The sequence below is a fragment of the Sabulibacter ruber genome, assembly GCF_017355955.1.
In the GTDB taxonomy this organism is placed as follows: domain Bacteria; phylum Bacteroidota; class Bacteroidia; order Cytophagales; family Hymenobacteraceae; genus Nibribacter; species Nibribacter ruber_A.
Genome location: NZ_JAFFID010000001.1, coordinates 1,479,723 through 1,496,362 on the forward strand (window position 1 = coordinate 1,479,723; position 16,640 = coordinate 1,496,362).

At 53.5% G+C, this 16,640-nt stretch carries 13 protein-coding genes; 5 read left to right on the plus strand and 8 right to left on the minus strand.

Annotated features, from left to right (window positions below):
* Positions 1-155: 155 nt before the first annotated feature.
* The gene (locus tag JT719_RS06045) at positions 156-1,874 is read right to left on the minus strand and encodes a urocanate hydratase (RefSeq protein ID WP_479725263.1); all 1,719 of its coding nucleotides are present in this window, start codon (positions 1,872-1,874) and stop codon (positions 156-158) included.
* Positions 1,875-2,228: 354 nt separating this feature from the next.
* On the opposite strand from JT719_RS06045, the gene JT719_RS06050 reads away from it, so the two are divergent.
* The 4 genes from JT719_RS06050 (at position 2,229) to JT719_RS06065 (ending at position 6,256) form a co-directional block, all read left to right on the plus strand.
* Positions 2,229-2,444: a VF530 family protein gene (locus JT719_RS06050; RefSeq protein WP_207431639.1), complete on the plus strand. Its 216-nt coding sequence runs from the start codon at positions 2,229-2,231 to the stop codon at positions 2,442-2,444.
* A gap of 64 nt (positions 2,445-2,508) precedes the next feature.
* Positions 2,509-3,582 (plus strand): 23S rRNA pseudouridine(2604) synthase RluF, encoded by a 1,074-nt coding sequence (gene rluF, locus JT719_RS06055; RefSeq protein WP_207431641.1) that lies wholly within the window; start codon positions 2,509-2,511, stop codon positions 3,580-3,582.
* Between the two features lie 206 nt (positions 3,583-3,788).
* Positions 3,789-4,556: an EcsC family protein gene (locus JT719_RS06060; RefSeq protein WP_207431642.1), complete on the plus strand. Its 768-nt coding sequence runs from the start codon at positions 3,789-3,791 to the stop codon at positions 4,554-4,556.
* 236 nt (positions 4,557-4,792) lie between these two features.
* Positions 4,793-6,256, plus strand: a complete 1,464-nt coding sequence (locus tag JT719_RS06065) for a M48 family metalloprotease (RefSeq protein ID WP_207431643.1) — start codon at positions 4,793-4,795, stop codon at positions 6,254-6,256.
* A 591-nt stretch (positions 6,257-6,847) separates the two neighbouring features.
* On the opposite strand, the gene JT719_RS06070 is transcribed toward JT719_RS06065, so the two are convergent.
* The 7 genes from JT719_RS06070 to JT719_RS06100 all read right to left on the minus strand — a co-directional run bounded on the left by JT719_RS06070 (position 6,848) and on the right by JT719_RS06100 (position 16,076).
* A complete protein-coding gene (locus JT719_RS06070; protein ID WP_207431645.1) occupies positions 6,848-8,230 on the minus strand; it encodes an ABC transporter permease in 1,383 nt (460 codons plus the stop codon).
* Between the two features lie 3 nt (positions 8,231-8,233).
* A complete protein-coding gene (locus JT719_RS06075) occupies positions 8,234-9,655 on the minus strand; it encodes an ABC transporter permease (protein WP_207431647.1) in 1,422 nt (473 codons plus the stop codon).
* A gap of 2 nt (positions 9,656-9,657) precedes the next feature.
* Positions 9,658-10,368: an ABC transporter ATP-binding protein gene (locus JT719_RS06080; protein WP_207431649.1), complete on the minus strand. Its 711-nt coding sequence runs from the start codon at positions 10,366-10,368 to the stop codon at positions 9,658-9,660.
* A gap of 340 nt (positions 10,369-10,708) precedes the next feature.
* Complete coding sequence (locus JT719_RS06085) at positions 10,709-13,144, minus strand: TonB-dependent receptor (protein ID WP_207431650.1); 2,436 nt, start codon at positions 13,142-13,144, stop codon at positions 10,709-10,711.
* A 72-nt stretch (positions 13,145-13,216) separates the two neighbouring features.
* On the minus strand, positions 13,217-14,260 hold the full coding sequence (locus tag JT719_RS06090; protein ID WP_207431651.1) for a succinylglutamate desuccinylase/aspartoacylase family protein: 1,044 nt from the start codon (positions 14,258-14,260) through the stop codon (positions 13,217-13,219).
* A gap of 345 nt (positions 14,261-14,605) precedes the next feature.
* Complete coding sequence (locus tag JT719_RS06095; protein ID WP_207431652.1) at positions 14,606-14,938, minus strand: hypothetical protein; 333 nt, start codon at positions 14,936-14,938, stop codon at positions 14,606-14,608.
* 181 nt (positions 14,939-15,119) lie between these two features.
* Entirely contained in the window at positions 15,120-16,076 is a 957-nt protein-coding gene (locus tag JT719_RS06100) for a CvpA family protein (protein WP_207431653.1), read from the minus strand.
* A gap of 175 nt (positions 16,077-16,251) precedes the next feature.
* On the opposite strand from JT719_RS06100, the gene JT719_RS06105 reads away from it, so the two are divergent.
* Entirely contained in the window at positions 16,252-16,539 is a 288-nt protein-coding gene (locus tag JT719_RS06105; protein ID WP_207431654.1) for a GNAT family N-acetyltransferase, read from the plus strand.
* The last annotated feature ends 101 nt before the right edge of the window (positions 16,540-16,640 follow it).

The following is a 16,640-nucleotide window of genomic DNA, read 5'->3' on the forward strand; positions in this document are numbered from 1 at the left end:
TTTTAAAGGTGTTTTTTGTAAATAAAGCCGGAAACGCACCTGCTCATGATAACGCATCACGGCCCTGCGAGGTAGTGGTAATCTGTGCTTTATACCTGTCGCTTTTTCCACTATTTCGGCTTGCGTATAGCAGATGCGTTTCCGAATGTAAGGGTTTAGCTGTTCAGGTTGAACTTATGGGCATTCTTCTGGGCCGATTCATACCCGGCATCGGCGTGGCGGTAGATGCCCAGGGCCGGGTCATTGTACAGAACCCGGCGCAGGCACCGATCTGCCCTTTCCGTACCATCGGCCAGGATGACCATGCCGGCATGCTGTGAGTAGCCAATGCCCACACCGCCTCCGTGGTGGAACGACACCCAGGTTGCCCCGCCGCTGGTATTAGCCATGAGGTTCAGGAGTGGCCAGTCAGAAACGGCATCGGAGCCGTCTTTCATGCCTTCGGTTTCCCTGTAAGGCGAGGCGACGGAGCCACAGTCCAGGTGATCGCGGCCTATGACAATAGGGCCTTTCACTTTGCCTTCGCGCACCAGTTGGTTAAACAGCAGGCCAGCTTTCTCGCGCTCGTCCATGCCTAGCCAGCAGATGCGGCTGGGTAACCCCTGGAACGGTACTTTCACCTTGGCTTGCTCCAGCCAGCTGATCATCTGTTTGTTTTTGGGGAACAGTTTCTTCAATGCTTCATCGGTCACTCTGATGTCCTCAGGATCACCGGAAAGCGCCACCCACCTAAATGGACCTTTGCCCTCGCAGAACAACGGCCGGATGAACTCGGGCACAAACCCCGGGATCTGGAAGGCGTTTTGTTCCCCGCCCTGCAGCGCGAACTCCCGCAGGTTGTTGCCATAGTCAAAGGTGCAGCTGCCCCGGCGTTGCAACTCCAGCATATACCCCACGTGGCGGGCCATGCTCTGCAGCGACAGCTCACGGTAATACTCTGGGTTATTCCTGCGCAGATCCAGCGCCTGCGGCAGGCACATGCCGTGGGGTACGTAGCCGTTGATAGGGTCGTGGGCGGAGGTTTGGTCCGTTAAAATATCTGGGGTTATGCCATCCTGCACTAGTTTCTCCAGTACGTCGCCTATGTTGCCCACCAAACCTATGGAAACAGCTTCGCCTTTGTGTTGGGCGGCCAGCACCAAGCGCATGGCATGGTGGTAATCATAAGTCATGGTATCAATGTAGCCGCTTTCCTGCCGTTTTTTGATTCTTTCAGGGTCAACGTCTACGCCCAGGAAGGTGGCTCCGGTCATGGTGGCCGCCAGAGGCTGAGCTCCGCCCATTCCGCCCAGGCCACCGCTCACAATAAGTTTATGGCGCAGATCCCCGTTGAAGTGCTGCCGGGCGCAGGCGGCAAACGTTTCATAGGTGCCCTGCAGAATTCCCTGGGTGCCAATGTAAATCCAGCTGCCGGCGGTCATCTGGCCGTACATCATCAGGCCGCGTTCTCTCAGCTCATTGAAATGCTGCCAGGTTGCCCAGTGCGGTACCAGGTTGCTGTTGGCGATGAGCACGCGCGGAGCCTCGGCATGGCTTCTGATTTTGCCCACCGGTTTACCTGACTGGATGAGCAAGCTTTCATCTTCTTCCAAGGTCAGCAGCAGCTCAATGATTTTGCACGCGTCCTGCGGGGTCCGGGCGGCTTGTCCTATGCCACCATACACAACCAGTCGTTCAGGGTCTTCGGCTACATCCTGGGAGAGATTGTTCAGAAACATCCGCAGGGCAGCTTCGGCGGGCCAGTTCTTTGCGTGCAATTTTGGTCCTCTGGGCGGAAAATACACGGGATGATTTGCATAGGTCTGCAGGAACTCCTCCACCGACATGGCAGAATGGGAAGACAAAGCGGTCAAGGGCATAGTAATGGTTTCCATAGGACTATAGAATTTTGGATTGGAGAAAGCTGAAGCAAGGGCAAGACACAGAATGCCGTACCCCTCATCACCTTACATTAACTTATATTCTGTTTGCTCGCCATGAAGCATGGCATTATGAATATAAATATATACACATTTTTTGGAACATTAGTTAAAAAAGTTGCTTCTACTTCATAACTCCTCCCAGAATAAATATAACCTTGGGGCTTCTGCCAACTTAAATCCAAACTAGTGCAGCAGTATCGTTTCTGGCCTTGTTTTTCTATAACAGCCAGAAAATGGCGGGCTAATACCCTGCGGCGGCTTCCGCACGTAAAACTCATCCAGAAAGACTACCTTTGCAGCAGTACTATGGAAGAACAGAAGAATAATCCCTTACACGGAAAAACCCTGGAGATGATATTGGTGTTGCTGGTAGACCATTACGGCTGGGAAGAGCTGGGCGACCGCATCAGAATCAATAGCTTCACCCACAACCCCAGCATTAAGTCCAGCCTTACCTTTCTGCGGAAAACGCCCTGGGCCCGCAAGAAAGTGGAAGATTTGTACCTGAAGACCTTCGCCTAGGCAGGAGTCTTACCAGCAGACACCGGGAAGTTTTTCCCGAAAACGTACCAGAATCAACATTACTATGTCTACAGACAACAACACCCGGTTAAATAAATACATCTCTGACTCAGGCTTCTGCTCCCGCCGTGAGGCAGACAGGTACATAGAAGAAGGCAGGGTCACCATCAATGACCGCACGGCCCGCATGGGTGCCACCGTAAAACCCGGCGACCGGGTAGCCGTGGACGGAGAACCGGTAAGAGCCAAAAAGCCGACAGACCGGCCCATTTACCTGGCCTTCAACAAGCCCACGGGCATCACCACCACCACAGACCCCAATGACAAAAAGAACATCATTGACTTTATAGGGTTTCCCAAGCGCATTTTCCCGGTGGGCCGCTTAGACAACGCTTCTGAGGGGCTCATCCTGCTCACCAATGATGGCGACATTGTAAACAAGATCCTGCGCGCCGATAACAACCACGAGAAAGAGTACGTGGTGATGGTAGACAAACCCGTTACCGATGAGTTTGTTACTCGCATGGCCAATGGTGTGCGCCTGACCGAGGGCCTCACCAAGAAAGCGGTGGTGAAGCAGATTGGCCACAAAGAATTCAGGATTGTCTTAACCCAGGGCCTGAACCGGCAGATCCGGCGGATGTGCGAAACCTTGGGCTACAAAGTGGAGCGCCTGAAGCGCGTGCGCATCATGAACGTGAAACTAGCCGATTTGCCTACCGGCCACTGGCGCTATCTCACGGCAGAAGAGATCAAGACCATCAACCAACTGGTTTCTGAGTCTTCTAAAACCGAGGAAGCCTCTAAAGGCGCAACCAAGGCCGGCAAAGCCGAAAACCCGGATGCCGACTATGACCTGACGGAAGAGTTTGGCGTAAAGGTCCACCGTGTTGCTAAGCCAAGGGCAGACGAATGGGTGAACCCCAAAGCCAAAGCGAACAGAAGCCCTAAGGGAGCTTCCGGCGCAGGCAGAGACACGGCGGGCGGAAGAACGTCCAGAGGCGGTGCTTCCAGACCAAGCGGTAAAACTTCAGGCACCGGCAGACCGGGGGCTGCCCCGGGCGGCAGAAGCTCCAGACCCTCTTCAGACCAAAAGCCCAAAAGAAGCACCGGCACCAGAGGCAGAGGACGTCGGTAGAAAAATCTGGGTAGAACCTACAAAAGCGATTTGGGGCTGTTTTCCAGAAAACAGCCCCAAATCGCTTTTCTTGCTTTAACAACACATCAGGAAAGCTCATCTATAGGTCCTGCTCCCGCAATAAGTTAAAGAACCGTTCTTCCGGCGCTTGTTCTATCCACCCCTATCCTCTTTCTTCGTATAGAAATCAAGCTGCCTTTACCTTTATGATATCTTCTGCCTACGAACAAATTGCCCTGCAGGAACTCCGCGAATGGCAGGCCCAGATGCAGAAAGAACCCTCTCTGATGAACCATCTCGCGCGGGGCATGCAGCAGAAGTTGAACAGCTTTATTCCCGAGAAGGTACACCAGGCCATAACGGCCACCATTAAGCAGATGATCAGGGCAGTGCTCTTCGGGGCCAGGCATACCACAGGCAAACCTGCCACTCATGATACCCTGCAAGAAAAGGAGGCAGCCGTACGGGACCGAATCAACTTTTACAAGACCACTGCGGCCGCCGAGGGCGGAATCACGGGAGCGGGCGGCATCTTGCTGGGCTTAGCCGATTTCCCCTTGCTCCTGGGTCTCAAACTGAAGATGCTGTTTGACATTGCCGCTCTGTATGGCTACCCCGTAGACGATTACCGCGAGCGCCTCTACCTCCTGCATATTTTCCAATTGACGTTCAGCAGCCAGCAGCAACGGCGCGAGGTGTACCTGCAGATGGTGGACTGGGAAACCCAGAAACTCCACCTCCCCGAGGACATTCATCAGTTTGAATGGCGCACGTTCCAGCAAGAGTACCGCGACTACATTGACCTGGCTAAAATAGCGCAATTGATTCCGGTCATAGGTGCCCCGGTAGGAGTTGTGGTTAATTACCGGCTGGTGCAGAAACTGGGCACCACCGCCATGAACGCCTACCGCATGCGCTGGAAAGAGCAACAACTCCTGGAGCAATCAGCCTCTAAAACCGATAACGGAGCCTAAGAAGACAAGCCAGGCATCAGGTTTCTCTCCTGTAAATCAACCTGTCAGATTCAGGCCTCCTTTCTTGAAAACAACCTAAAAACGGCACTTTACCCCTGGTGCGCGCAACTGGTTTATATCCTATAATAACAGACCGTAACCATTGATTTACGGTACACGTTGCAATGAGCAGACAGGCCGCTTCTTTCTGGCTTGCCTAAGAGAAATACAAGTCTGGCCTTAATCTTACTACCACTATGAAAAAACTGTTTCCCAGTAGTCTGGCCATTGCGGCCATACTATTATTCAACTCTTGCGCCACCAACCCCGTGACCGGGAAAAGAGATATCAGCCTGGTTTCTGAAGACCAGGAGATTGCGATGGGTGCCCAGGCCGATCCGGGCATTGTAGCCCAGTACGGGTTGGTCCAGAACCCCACCTTGCAGCGGTTCATCCAGGAGAAAGGCCAGCAGATGGCCGCCATCTCGCACCGCCCTAACCTGAAGTACGAATTCAAGATTGTGGACTCTCCCATTCTGAACGCCTTTGCCGTACCTGGCGGCTACGTGTATTTCACCCGGGGCATCATGGCACACTTCAACTCAGAGGCGCAGTTTGCCGGAGTGCTGGGCCACGAGATCGGGCACATTACTGCCCGGCACTCGGCGCAGCAGCAGAGCAAGGCCATCTTAACGCAAGGCTTACTCATTGGCGGCATGATTGCCTCGCCTACCCTGGCGCAGTACGGCGATGTGCTTTCCCAAGGGGCCGGGCTCCTCTTCTTGAAATTCGGTAGAGATGATGAGCGCCAGTCTGATGAACTTGGCGTGGAGTATTCCACTAAAATAGGGTACGATGCCAGCCACATGGCCGATTTCTTCCAGACCCTGCAACGGCAATCCAAACAGGCTGGTCAGGGCGAGATACCCGAGTGGCAATCTACGCACCCTAACCCTGCCAACCGCTATTCTACCGTGCACCAGCTGGCCGCCCACTGGAAACAGCAAACCAACGCCACCAACCTCAAGGAAGGCCGCGACAGCTACCTGCGCATGATTGACGGGCTCATCTATGGCGAAGATCCCAAACAGGGCTTTGTGGAGAACAGCATTTTCTACCACCCTGATCTGAAGTTCCAGTTTCCAATTCCAACGGGCTGGCAATTCCAGAACTCTCCGCAACAGGTACAGATGGCTCCCAAAGACGGAAAAGCATTGATGTTCCTGCGGCTGGCCCAGGGCAACTCCCTGGAGGCTGCGGCCCAGAAAATGCTCACCGATAACCAACTGCAAGCCGTTGAATCAAAACAGGTAACCGTAAACGGTTTGCCTGCCCTGGCCGTTATTTCCCAGCAGGCCGCCCAACAGCAACAGCAAACCCAGCAGCAGGCAGAACCCATTCAGGCCCTGAGCTACTTTATCCAATACGGCGGGAATATCTACAACATCACGGGGGTGACTACGGCCTCCGCTTTTAATACGTACTTCCCGGCATTTAGCGCTACTGCCCAGAATTTCAGACAACTCACCGATCAGGAGAAGATCAACCGCAAACCCGAGGTAGTGCGCATCAAAACTGTCCGGAACCCCGGAACCTTGTCGCAGGTACTTCAATCGTTCAATGTGCCTAGCAAACGCTTCGAGGAAATGGCTATCCTGAACGGCATGCAGTTGAATGAGCGAATTGCCGCCAATACCTTGATCAAAGTGGTGGAGAAATAACTGATTGCGTGTTTATGAGTTAAAACGAGAAGGCCGCTCCAGATAGGAGCGGCCTCTCCTTTTTAGTGGAATCACTTCTGATAAGACAGGCTCCTGATAAGACAGACTCCGTTTTAGAACTGTTTTTCAGAGAACAACTCCAAAACAGAAACCATAATGATTCATTCGCTGGCGCGAGCCTCCGGCTCGTGTCCGCACGCATTCCAAATAAAATCACATTGCACCACCCATCTGCCATCCTGAAAGGATCTTGGTTACGAACTTGAAAGGCAGATAGAGAAATATCATTACAGTTCGCCCACAAGATCTTTCCAAGATGACAGTTGGGTGGAGGAAAACCTTATATACTTATACAATTAAAACGAAGAGCCTAACTTCCAGGAAGCTAGAAAGACGATCAGCAATACGTGCGGACACGAGCCGGAGGCTCGCGCCAGCGAATGAAACCAACTATGGCGCGGAAGTTACTTCCGTGACTTGCAGGTATTCATTAAGAAATCACGGAAGTAACTTCCGCGCCATAGTAAAGGATTTTAATTGAATTTTAGAAATCAACCTGAAATCAGTAGCTGGATTGACTCAAAAAATCCGCTACTTCACACTAGCCGTTTTCCACCTAAACAGCAACAGCCCTGCCCCGAACACTATTCCCACACTTACCAGCAGTTTCAATAAACCAGCGGTGGCAGATTTCATGTCAGGCGCACTGGCAAAGCTGTGTCTGGGCTCCCGGGCAAAGTCAGCGTGGGTGAAGGTGATCTGTCTGAACAGGAACGGGTAATAGAACTCCCGCAGCCTGTCATGGTAGCGGGTGGCGCTTTGCAGAAACTGCACGTAAGAAGGCAGATCTGAACCAGCCATGGCGTTGAAAATTCCCTGCACGTTCACGGGTACGCTTAGCACATTCAGTTTCTGCACCAGTTCATGCCGGGCCAGCAGGGTTTGCTTGTATTGGGTAGCGAGGTCTTGCACCGCCACATCGCCCAGGTGGTGGAAAGCGTAGTACCAGCGCCATACAAAGCGCTCCTTGATCTCGGTGGTATCACGCCATTGCGGGTACAGGGCGAAAAACTTGTCCATGGTCTCGCGTTTGGGTTTGTCCCAGCCGCCGTGCACCACCTCGCGCTGTTGGATGGTGAGCGCCAGCGCCTGCGGTACGGGTTGTTTAATGGAAACGTACACGTTCAGCAAGGCCGGAATGACAATGGTGAGCAGCAGCCACACGCCCAGCAAGGTCACGGCGTTAAAGGCCGAATTCTTCTGCAGCGCCGCCACCAGAAAGGCCACCGCAAACCAGAACAGGCAGTACAGTACCACAACGCCCAGCCAAAGCGCCACGCGTCCATCGGGCAGCACTTTTCCCCAGATCATAGCCAGGATGGAGAGCAGCAGCCCTAAACCCAGCACTACCAGCATCCGGAACGTAAGCTTCGCGCCAACAATTAAGGGTAAACTGATGGGCTGCGACAGCAGTAGTGGCAGCGTGCCCTGCTCCTTTTCTATGGACAGGATGTTAAAGCACAAGCCTATGATGAGCAGCGGAAACAGGTACACCAGCACAAACGACAAATCAAAGTTGCCCGCCAGCACCTTCTGCGGATTGATGTTCTCGGTATCATACAACTGGGACTGCAGGTTCAGTAGCCGAAGCTTAATGTAGTACGGGTTCACATCGCGCTGACCCAAAGCCAGGCTGGCCCAGGAATCTGGGTGGTGCACCGCGAAGGTGGAGTGATAGTAGCCAATGTCCCCGGCATCGGTGCCCTCAGGGTATTTGGCTTTCAGTTCCTCCACGTTGTGCTCCGTCAGTTTCTCCAGCCCGGCAATGTTCTGCTGCTGCCGCTGCACCTCGGTGGTGCCGTAGTAGATGCCGTACAAACCCGCCAGCAAGGTGAGCGTGACCAGGATCAGCAATCCTTTATCGGCTCTGAAGTTGAGCCATTCGTATTTGATCAATATCCAGAATTTCTTCATCCTCTACACAATTTGAGTTTTATTGATGACGCGCATGCCCACGGTACACACCAACCCCAGCCACAAGACCAGGGCCGTTAAAGAGAGCAGATGGTGGCGCAGCGCCCACTGCACGGGCGGCGTCTCATAGGTAAAAGGCTTAAACTCCTTCCATGTGTCAGAGCTGAGGCGGGTGGTTTTGTCTTTGTACTTCAGGCGGGTGGCCTGGATGTGGTTCAGTCCTTGGGCTAGGTGGTAGCGGTATTCTTCGGCCTTGTTCTGGAAGTGGAGGTAGTGCGGAAAATCAGAGCCGGCCATGCCCATGGACAGGTGCCGCACCGCCAGGTACGGGTTCAGGAAGGCTGCCAGCTCAGAGATGCGGTTCTGTTTTTGGAAGGTGCCCGTGAGTTTCTCGAAATGCTCCCGGTACACCTTCGTACTTTGCTCCTCGCCCACGGCCATGATGATGCCGTCCACGTTCACCAGCAGCTGACTCACCGAATCCACCCCGTATTTCCGGAGCAGGTCTTTTTTGAGCGCTTCGGCGCGGGAATCCTGCGAGTTATGGCCATCAATGCCTTTGGCTACTTCCTCGTGCACATCAGCATCCATCTGGGCTTTGGTGGGCGTGGTGTAGAGCGTGTTGCCCAGATTCGCCGAGGCCTTGGGAATGATGACGCAGCACAAAATCCAGATGCCCAGCAGGGTGACCAAAGAGGTGCTGGAACGCTGGTGCAGCGCCGACACCACCACCGACAGCACGATAAAAATGAAGAAGTACATCAGGTAAAAGGCCATGAACAGCAGCAGGCGCCAAAGGGTATCTGGCTGCAGATCCAACCCGTTCTGCCCGAAGAGCAGCCCGCCCGCCAGCAACAATGCCGGCGTCACCACCAAGGCAACGGTTTTGCTGTAACCCGCAATCTTGGCCCAGGCAATCTGACTCAAAGACACGCCCTGGCTCAGCAGAATCTTGAGCGTACCCGTCTCCTTCTCTTGGGTAAACGCCCCGAAGCACAGGAAAATAATGAGCAGCGGCATCAGCATCTGCAGCACAAATGCCACTGTCATTTCCCCGAACCGAATGAGCGAGGAAGATTGCTGCGCCTGACTGAAATTAGCGCTATTCTGCTTGTGCGCCTCCATAAACACTGAGGCCCCGGTAAAGGAATCCAGTCCGAAATCCAGAAAACTCAAAGTGGACTTAGGCCGAAACGCAAAGGAGCCGTAATGCGCCATGCGGTGCGGGTGCCGGTCGGCTGAGTTATGGAACTGGTGGTTTACTTCTTCCTGGGCCACCTCGCGCTCCTGTTGCAGGGTGTGGGAACTGTATAGTCCCACTACCGTCGCCGCAAGAAGCAGTAGCAGCACCAGCACACTCAAAACCACAAAGCGTCTGTCGCGGAGCGTACTGATGAATTCTTTTTGGGCAATACTTTTTACCATCTCTATGCGTGCATGTAGTTGAGGTACAAATTCTCTAGTTCGTTGGCATTCAGATCGGTGGTGCTTAGCACATCCACTAACTCGCCCTCGCGCATGATGCCCACGCGGGTACCCACTTCCTTCGCCCGGAAAATGTCATGCGTGGCCATGAAAATGGCGGTACCCTGCCCACTCAGTTTCAGCAGCAGATCAGAAAACTCATTGCTGGCTTTAGGGTCCAGGCCCGAGGTAGGTTCATCCAGCAGGAGCACTCTGGCGTGCTTGGCTACTGCAATGGCAATGCCCACCTTCTGGCGCATGCCTTTGGAATAAGCGCCTACCTTGCGCGTAGCCGCTTCAGAAGGTAACCCTGCCTCTATCAGGTACTGCATCAGGCTCTCGGGGCTATAGTCGAAACCAGCCAGACTGCTGAACAAAGTCAGGTTCTCCAGTCCGGTCAGGTTTGGGTACAGCATTACGTTCTCGGGGATGTACGCCAGGTACTCTTTTACCTTGAGTTGATTGGTGGCCACTTCCAGCCCGTTGATGTACGCCGCCCCTGAGGTGGGCGTGATAAAGCCCAAGAACAGGTTAATGGTGGTGGACTTTCCGGCTCCGTTCTGGCCAAGGAGGCAAAAAATTTCTCCGGGTTCTATCTGTAGGTTCAGGCCTTTCAGCGCCAGTTTGTCCTGGTACTGTTTCTTGAGTTGTCTTGCTTCTAAGGCAAATTCCATATATGATGATTGTTAATTGTCTATTGTTAATTGCTTTTGTTTTGGGGTTGTTTTGCGGGAAAGAGGTTGAAAACAGGGGATGAAACTAAATTCAAGAAAGTTCGTTTCGCAGCTTTGATTCTCCCCTTGAGGGGAGCGTAGAGGGGTGTTTACATCTACTGGTCCAAGCATTACAGATTGCATTCCCAAAATGTATGGGAGCATCTTATTTAAAAGATCACAAATGTTTGACCTCCTGTGTAAACACCCCTCTTTATCTCCCCTCAAGGGGAGAATCTGCGTTTTGGGCCTGATTTCTCTATAACAGCGGCTAAACACATCCCTACTTCCTCGCTTTCCCTTAAATGGTATACCCCACCGTGACGATGAAATTCCGGGGCGCGCCGGGGCTGGCGCGGAAGTAGTCGTAGCCGCCCACGAAGTAGCGCTTGTTTAGCAGATTGTTCAAGTTCAGGCTCAGCTTGAATTTGTTCACTTGGTAGAACAGGGCTGCGTTTGCAACGGTGTACTCAGGCCAGTAATCCCAGATGAGTTCGCCGGTATTGACGGCGTTCACCTGTACTTCCATGCGGCGGCGGCTCACGTAGTTTCCGCCTACTGCCAGGCCTAGACCGTTGAGCACGGGAGAAGTAAAGGTGTATTTGGCCCAGAGTCCGGCAGTGTGCTTGGGGGCGTTGGCGGCTACCATCCCGTTTTCGGCGGGAACGGAGGCCTCCAGAATCTCGGTATGGTTGAAGGCGTAGTTGGCGTTCAGGCTGAAATTGGGCAAAACATTCCCGGTCAGTTCTGCTTCCACGCCCCGGGAGCGGGCTTTGCCGTTCTGGCGGTACACGGGGTTTCCGGCTTCATCTACGGTGCCGGTGTTCACCAGCGTGTGGCGTTTCTCAATCTGGTACAGCGAGATGGTAGCAAACAGCGCCTTCTGGAAGAACTCGCCTTTCAGCCCCGTTTCCAGCTGGTAGCTTTCCTCATGGTTGAACGGTGCATCGCTTCCGTAGCGCTCCGGGAACTTGATGAACTGCGGATTCACGGGCTTGAACCCCTGGCTGAAACTGGCGAAGTAATTCAGGTTATCCAGCAACTGGTAGGTCAGGCCCACTCGTGGTAAGAGCACGTTTTGCTTCACGCTTTCCTCGCCGGTGCCGTAATCCCGCTCATCGCGGAACATCTCGTACCTGAGGCCCAGCAGCACGCCTAAGCGGGAGGTTAGGTCTACCTGGTCCTGCACGTACACGCCGGTGGTGTGGTACACCGAGTTGATGTAGTCAATAAAGAACTGCGGCAGCGGCCGACGGATGTAGTTGCTGGTTACCTTGATCTCGTAGACGGGGTTCTTCAGGTCTAAGGTCAGCGGCATTTTCTGTCCGTTCACCAGTTGCTCGCGCACCTCAAACATGGTGCTGTTGGGGTCGGTGTCAAACTTCACGTAGTCCAGCCCAACTACCAGTTTGTGGGGGACAGATCCGGTGTTGGCGGTGTAGGCAAAGTAGCCCGAGAGGTTATCGGTGTACTCTTTGGCCCTGCGCTCAAAGTACCGCAAGTTCATGACCGTGTTAAGCGGGGCATCGGCGAAGGTGTTGAGCGTGCGGTGCTCTTTTAGGTCTTCGGCGTAAGCAAACTTCATGTAGGCCAGGTTGAACGAAAGCCGATCAGAGAATCTGTGGTTCAGGGAAGCGTTCAACGAGAGGTCGGTCACCCGGAAGTGATCGTTGGGTTGGCTCACGGTAAAGTTGAACGGCAGCGCGAACAAGTCTCCGCCCTGGATGGGCAAGCCCCGGTCCAGGTACCCGTTGAAGTGACTGAACACCAACTCAGCGTTCAGCGTGGTGTTTGCGGTGGGCCGGAACGTAGCCGTGGGCGCTAGGATGAACGAGGCCCTGTCGTTCACGTCCCGGAACGTTTTGGTGTTCTCGTAGCCCACGTTCAGGCGGTACAGCAAGGTTTTGTCTTCGTTCAAGGAACCGGTAAAATCCAGCGTAGCGCGCATCGTCTGAAAACTACCCACGCTGAAACTCACCGCCTTGCGGTCTTCCTCCAGCGGTTTCTTAGTCACCATGTTGATGGTTCCGCCGGGATTGATGTCCCCGAACAGCGCCGCGCCCGGACCTTTCAGCACTTCTACCCGCTCCAGGTTCACCGTAAGGGGCACCCTGAAAAACCCGTTTCCAAAACTATAGCCGGAGCGCAGTCCGTTCACCAACCGAAAACCGCTTTCGTAGCCGTTCCTAAAGCCACGCACCGTGAGGTCGTCATAGCTGGAGTATTGGTTTACGCCCGCCACGTTTTTCACCACATCATTGAGGGTAAAGGCCTGCTGGTCTTCTATGAGTTCTTTGGTGACCGTGGAAATGGTCTGCGGCACGTCCATCACCAGCGTGGCTGTTTTGGTGCCAATGAAGCTGTACTCGCTTTTGTAGGTGGTCTCTTTCCGGCCCAAGACCTCCACTTCCTGCAAAGCCTGGGAATTCTGCTTCAAGGCAAAGGCCACCACTACTTCATGGTTATTAGCTGAAATTGTAATGGTGCGGGACTCGGTGGCATAGCCCATCCCCAGCGCCAACAAGCTGTACGTACCGAATGGAACGTGGTGGAGGTGAAAAGAACCATCGGCCGCGGTGATGGTCGCAAAGGCATTGTTCTCCTTCAGGGTGACCGTGAACCCTTCCAGCGGCTCGCCGCGGTTGTTTTTCACGGTTCCGGTAATGTGGCCTTCGGTCTGGGCAAAGGCATGCACCTGGCATAACGCCAGTACTATCAAAAATAAATATTTTTTCATGTAGAGAGAGGGATAGCAGCAAGCCGGCAAAGGAGTTTCCTGCACCTGACTTGTGCGGGTTTCTTGAAATAGTTACTGGATGTGCCCGATGTTGAAAAGCCCATCGCCGGTCTTTACCGGCGGGTTGAAGATCTTGTAGAGAATGACGCCGTCTACGGGGCAGAACACATCGGCCAGGTGGTTCCCGAAAAGATCGGTGGTGTAACCCAGCCGCATGCCCTTTTTCACGTAGTCGCCGCTGGTGAGGTCGCTGTAGAAAAAGCCGGTGTGCTTACTTTCCACGGTGGTCCGTTGGCCCACCATCACCGGATGGAGCACCGTGTTGGGCTTTCCTTCCAGAATGGCCAGGTGGCGCATGAGGCTATTCAAAGCGGCTAACACCTGCTGCACCGTTTCTTCTTCTACCATCCCCATGCGGCCGCATTCAATGTCCACGGCCGGAATGTTGCGCTTGGTGGCTTCCCGGGAACAGTAGATGGACGCCTCGGTTAACGCCTGCTCATTCCCGAACTGCACAATGAAATCAAAGCCCAGGCTTATGGCCATCTGACGGGCTTTCTCCGAGACCTCGGGCATGTTGAAGTAGTTGTAGTAGCCGGAATACGGGCGCAGATCCCCATTGGCATCGCCGTCGTGCACGTCAATAAAGTAATCACAGCGCGCAATGATGTCATTGGAGATAATCCAGGCAATTTTCTCAGAGCTGGTGCCCTCTTTTTTGCCCGGGAAAACGCGGTTCAGGTTCTTTCCATCTAAAGGGTTCACCCGCAAACTACGATTCAGAAAGGCCGGCACATTGGCCATGTGCACCAGAATGACGGTGCCGCTCATCTGCGTCGGGTCTAATTGTTTGCTTAGCTTCTGGGCGGCCATGATGGGGGCGTATTCCAAGCCGTGCACCCCAGCCGTGATGCCTAAAACCGGGCCTTTTTTAGCCCCGTGGAAAACTGTTACCGGTATAACGGTGCTGTCCTGCGCCGTGACGACGGGCAGCAGAAAACTCTGTTTTGAGCCTGGTTTTATCTTTTCGCCCTGAAACTGGAATGCTTTTACCTGGGCATGGGCGGATAGGTGTAACGCGGAAAAGAAGAAGAATAGAAGAGGTAAATTTCTCATAAGAAACTCAAATCGTAAACGGCAGATACCGCTGACTTTTGACTAGCCACGCGGGTCTGCTTTTCTAAAATCATGAAGGAATGCAGGGACACGACTTACCAAAACGGTAAGCGCCAGAAGCTGCAAAACAGAAGAAAGGGCACAAGCTGCCGGTCAGGCTTTTCCTGGTTCAGAAAAAACCCGAAAACCCCAATTCTGGGCGTGAAACGCTAAAAGGTAATCCCACGCAGACACGGCTTATCACGGCACGAAAAAACAAGACGTACCGGTACCCGCTGCTCCGGCAGAGGCAAAAGCAGCCGTAAAAAGCCAAGAAAAAGGGTAAAAGCAGGCGAGTGCCTACGGTTAGGAGATGCGTTGGGGTGGCCCCCGGAGATCTATATTGTTGGGATAGGTAAACTTCCAGGCGAAGGTAAAGCCTGAACTTCGGGTACTGATTGGGGATGCTGTAAACGGAACCTCTAGAGGAGGAAATGAGATAAGATCGGTGGGGCCGTACTCTTTGACTTTACAGTGCTGGTGCGCCTTCTCCACGGTATGCTCCGCATCAGGCAGTTGTTCATCATGTGCCTCGGTATGCTCGTGATCATGCAACGCCAATAACGCTGCCTCCGGTACCATTACCTGGCAAAAGAGCAGAAGCAGAAAACTAGCGATATAGGGCTGAAGACGGAGCATTCTTGATGAGGAGTGATCCTGGCCAAAGCATCTAAAGAACACAGATAGGTTTATGCCTTTAAACAGATGCCGGCTCAAAAAAGGATCTACTTGTGCAATGATAAGGCACTAATCTCCTAAATGCAACTTTAGGCAAGGATCATTTCAATTTTGCTTAAGCTGGATACGGCCAAACACTCCTTCAATTCCTGAAATTCTGGGTGATCATCAGGCGTCTATCGCTTCCCTGGAGGATGCCTATGCCTACCCGGCCAAACCGGTCCCGCAGAATGTTGGCCCGGTGCCCCGGTGAGTTCATCAATCCTTCGTGCGCAATGGTTAACGTGGGGGCAAGCGCCAGATTCTCTCCGGCCAGGCGGAACGGAACGCGGGCTTTCCGGATGCGGTCAAAAGGGCTCCAGCCTTCAGGGGTATAGTGGGAGAAATAGCCGCGGCGGAACATGTCTTCGGAATGACGGCGGGCCACGGTCCGGAGGAGCGTATCTGCCCTCAGCGGCTCCAGGTTTTCTTTGGCGCGTTCCCGGTTCACCAGTTCCAGCATCTCAGCCTCCAGGTCGGGCCGGGGCTTCATGCGGGTCACTTTGTACGGCAGCTCGATCATTTCCTGCGAGCCCGGGTTTACCGTGAGTTTCTGCATGGTACGGTTGGCGGCTTTCTCAAAAATGGGGGAAAAAGCCATCTCGGCCTTCTCGGTGTAGCCGTTCATGCGCGATGCCAGGGCACTCTGCTGCACCTCGTCCTGGATGTTCTGCGGCAGCGGAAAAGCAGTGAGCATAAAGATCACAATGGCGGCTGTCACAAAACCGTTAAGCAAACCCGGCAGCAAACCCAACACCTGGTTTCCTTTATGGCTCTGGATGTGAGAAGGCAGTTTGGAAATAAGCCATTCGGCAAGCGCCTGAATACAGAGGCTGGCTACCATGGCCACCAGGAAAAAAGAGATGGGCAAAAGCCAGAGCTCGTTCCAGTCCACTATCTTTTCCAGCCACTCGGCCACGTAGGGGTAAAAGGTTAAGCCAATAAAGAGGCTACCCACCCAGCGCACAAAGTCCAGCACCCCATACACAAAGCCCCGGTACCAGCCCGTCCAGAGGTTGGTAAGAAAGATAAACAGAATCAGGAGGTCTATATAGTTCATACAGTCAACTTAGGCGTGGGTAGTGATTGTAAGGCATCCAGATCAAACACCTGCTTCTTTTACCGCCCCCTCTCCTTTTCTGTTGCTGGCATTTCTGGGATTAGCCCGGGAGAAAATACGGATTTTTAGCGTACCACTCGCTTCTGCCGTATAGGATATTCTAACCAAGAAAACTATGAGCAAGCAGCAAGTGATCCATGACGAAGACGATCTTAGGTTCTACATTGACCTGGGCGAGGAAGAGGCCGAACTCACCTACTCCCTCACCGACAACGAGGAACTGGATCTGGACTACACCTACGTGCCCGAAGACCACCGTGGTCAGGGCCTGGCCGATGAACTGGTAAAAACAGCCATGGAGTATGTGAAAGGCAACCAACTGAAGTTCATTGCCTCCTGCCCCGTGGTGGAAGCCTATGTGAAACGCCACCCCGAGTACAATGACTTGATGGTGGATATTTAGCAGGGCGGTGCGTCCGCTCCCGAGGAAAGCTCCGGTTTCAGGGCTCTTTTCAGAAAAGTAGCTTTGAAACCGGAGCTTTCTGTCTTCATCACCGCAAAGGC

Bases quoted from the DNA above. Each gene is read 5' to 3' on its own strand.
- JT719_RS06045 (WP_479725263.1), bottom strand. From the start codon at position 1,874: ATGGAAACCATTACTATGCCCTTGACCGCTTTGTCTTCCCATTCTGCC.
- JT719_RS06095 (WP_207431652.1), bottom strand. From the start codon at position 14,938: ATGCTCCGTCTTCAGCCCTATATCGCTAGTTTTCTGCTTCTGCTCTTT.
- JT719_RS06090 (WP_207431651.1), bottom strand. From the start codon at position 14,260: ATGAGAAATTTACCTCTTCTATTCTTCTTCTTTTCCGCGTTACACCTA.
- JT719_RS06105 (WP_207431654.1), top strand. From the start codon at position 16,252: ATGAGCAAGCAGCAAGTGATCCATGACGAAGACGATCTTAGGTTCTAC.
- rluF (WP_207431641.1), top strand. From the start codon at position 2,509: ATGTCTACAGACAACAACACCCGGTTAAATAAATACATCTCTGACTCA.
- JT719_RS06065 (WP_207431643.1), top strand. From the start codon at position 4,793: ATGAAAAAACTGTTTCCCAGTAGTCTGGCCATTGCGGCCATACTATTA.
- JT719_RS06075 (WP_207431647.1), bottom strand. From the start codon at position 9,655: ATGGTAAAAAGTATTGCCCAAAAAGAATTCATCAGTACGCTCCGCGAC.
- JT719_RS06080 (WP_207431649.1), bottom strand. From the start codon at position 10,368: ATGGAATTTGCCTTAGAAGCAAGACAACTCAAGAAACAGTACCAGGAC.
- JT719_RS06060 (WP_207431642.1), top strand. From the start codon at position 3,789: ATGATATCTTCTGCCTACGAACAAATTGCCCTGCAGGAACTCCGCGAA.
- JT719_RS06070 (WP_207431645.1), bottom strand. From the start codon at position 8,230: ATGAAGAAATTCTGGATATTGATCAAATACGAATGGCTCAACTTCAGA.
- JT719_RS06085 (WP_207431650.1), bottom strand. From the start codon at position 13,144: ATGAAAAAATATTTATTTTTGATAGTACTGGCGTTATGCCAGGTGCAT.
- JT719_RS06100 (WP_207431653.1), bottom strand. From the start codon at position 16,076: ATGAACTATATAGACCTCCTGATTCTGTTTATCTTTCTTACCAACCTC.
- JT719_RS06050 (WP_207431639.1), top strand. From the start codon at position 2,229: ATGGAAGAACAGAAGAATAATCCCTTACACGGAAAAACCCTGGAGATG.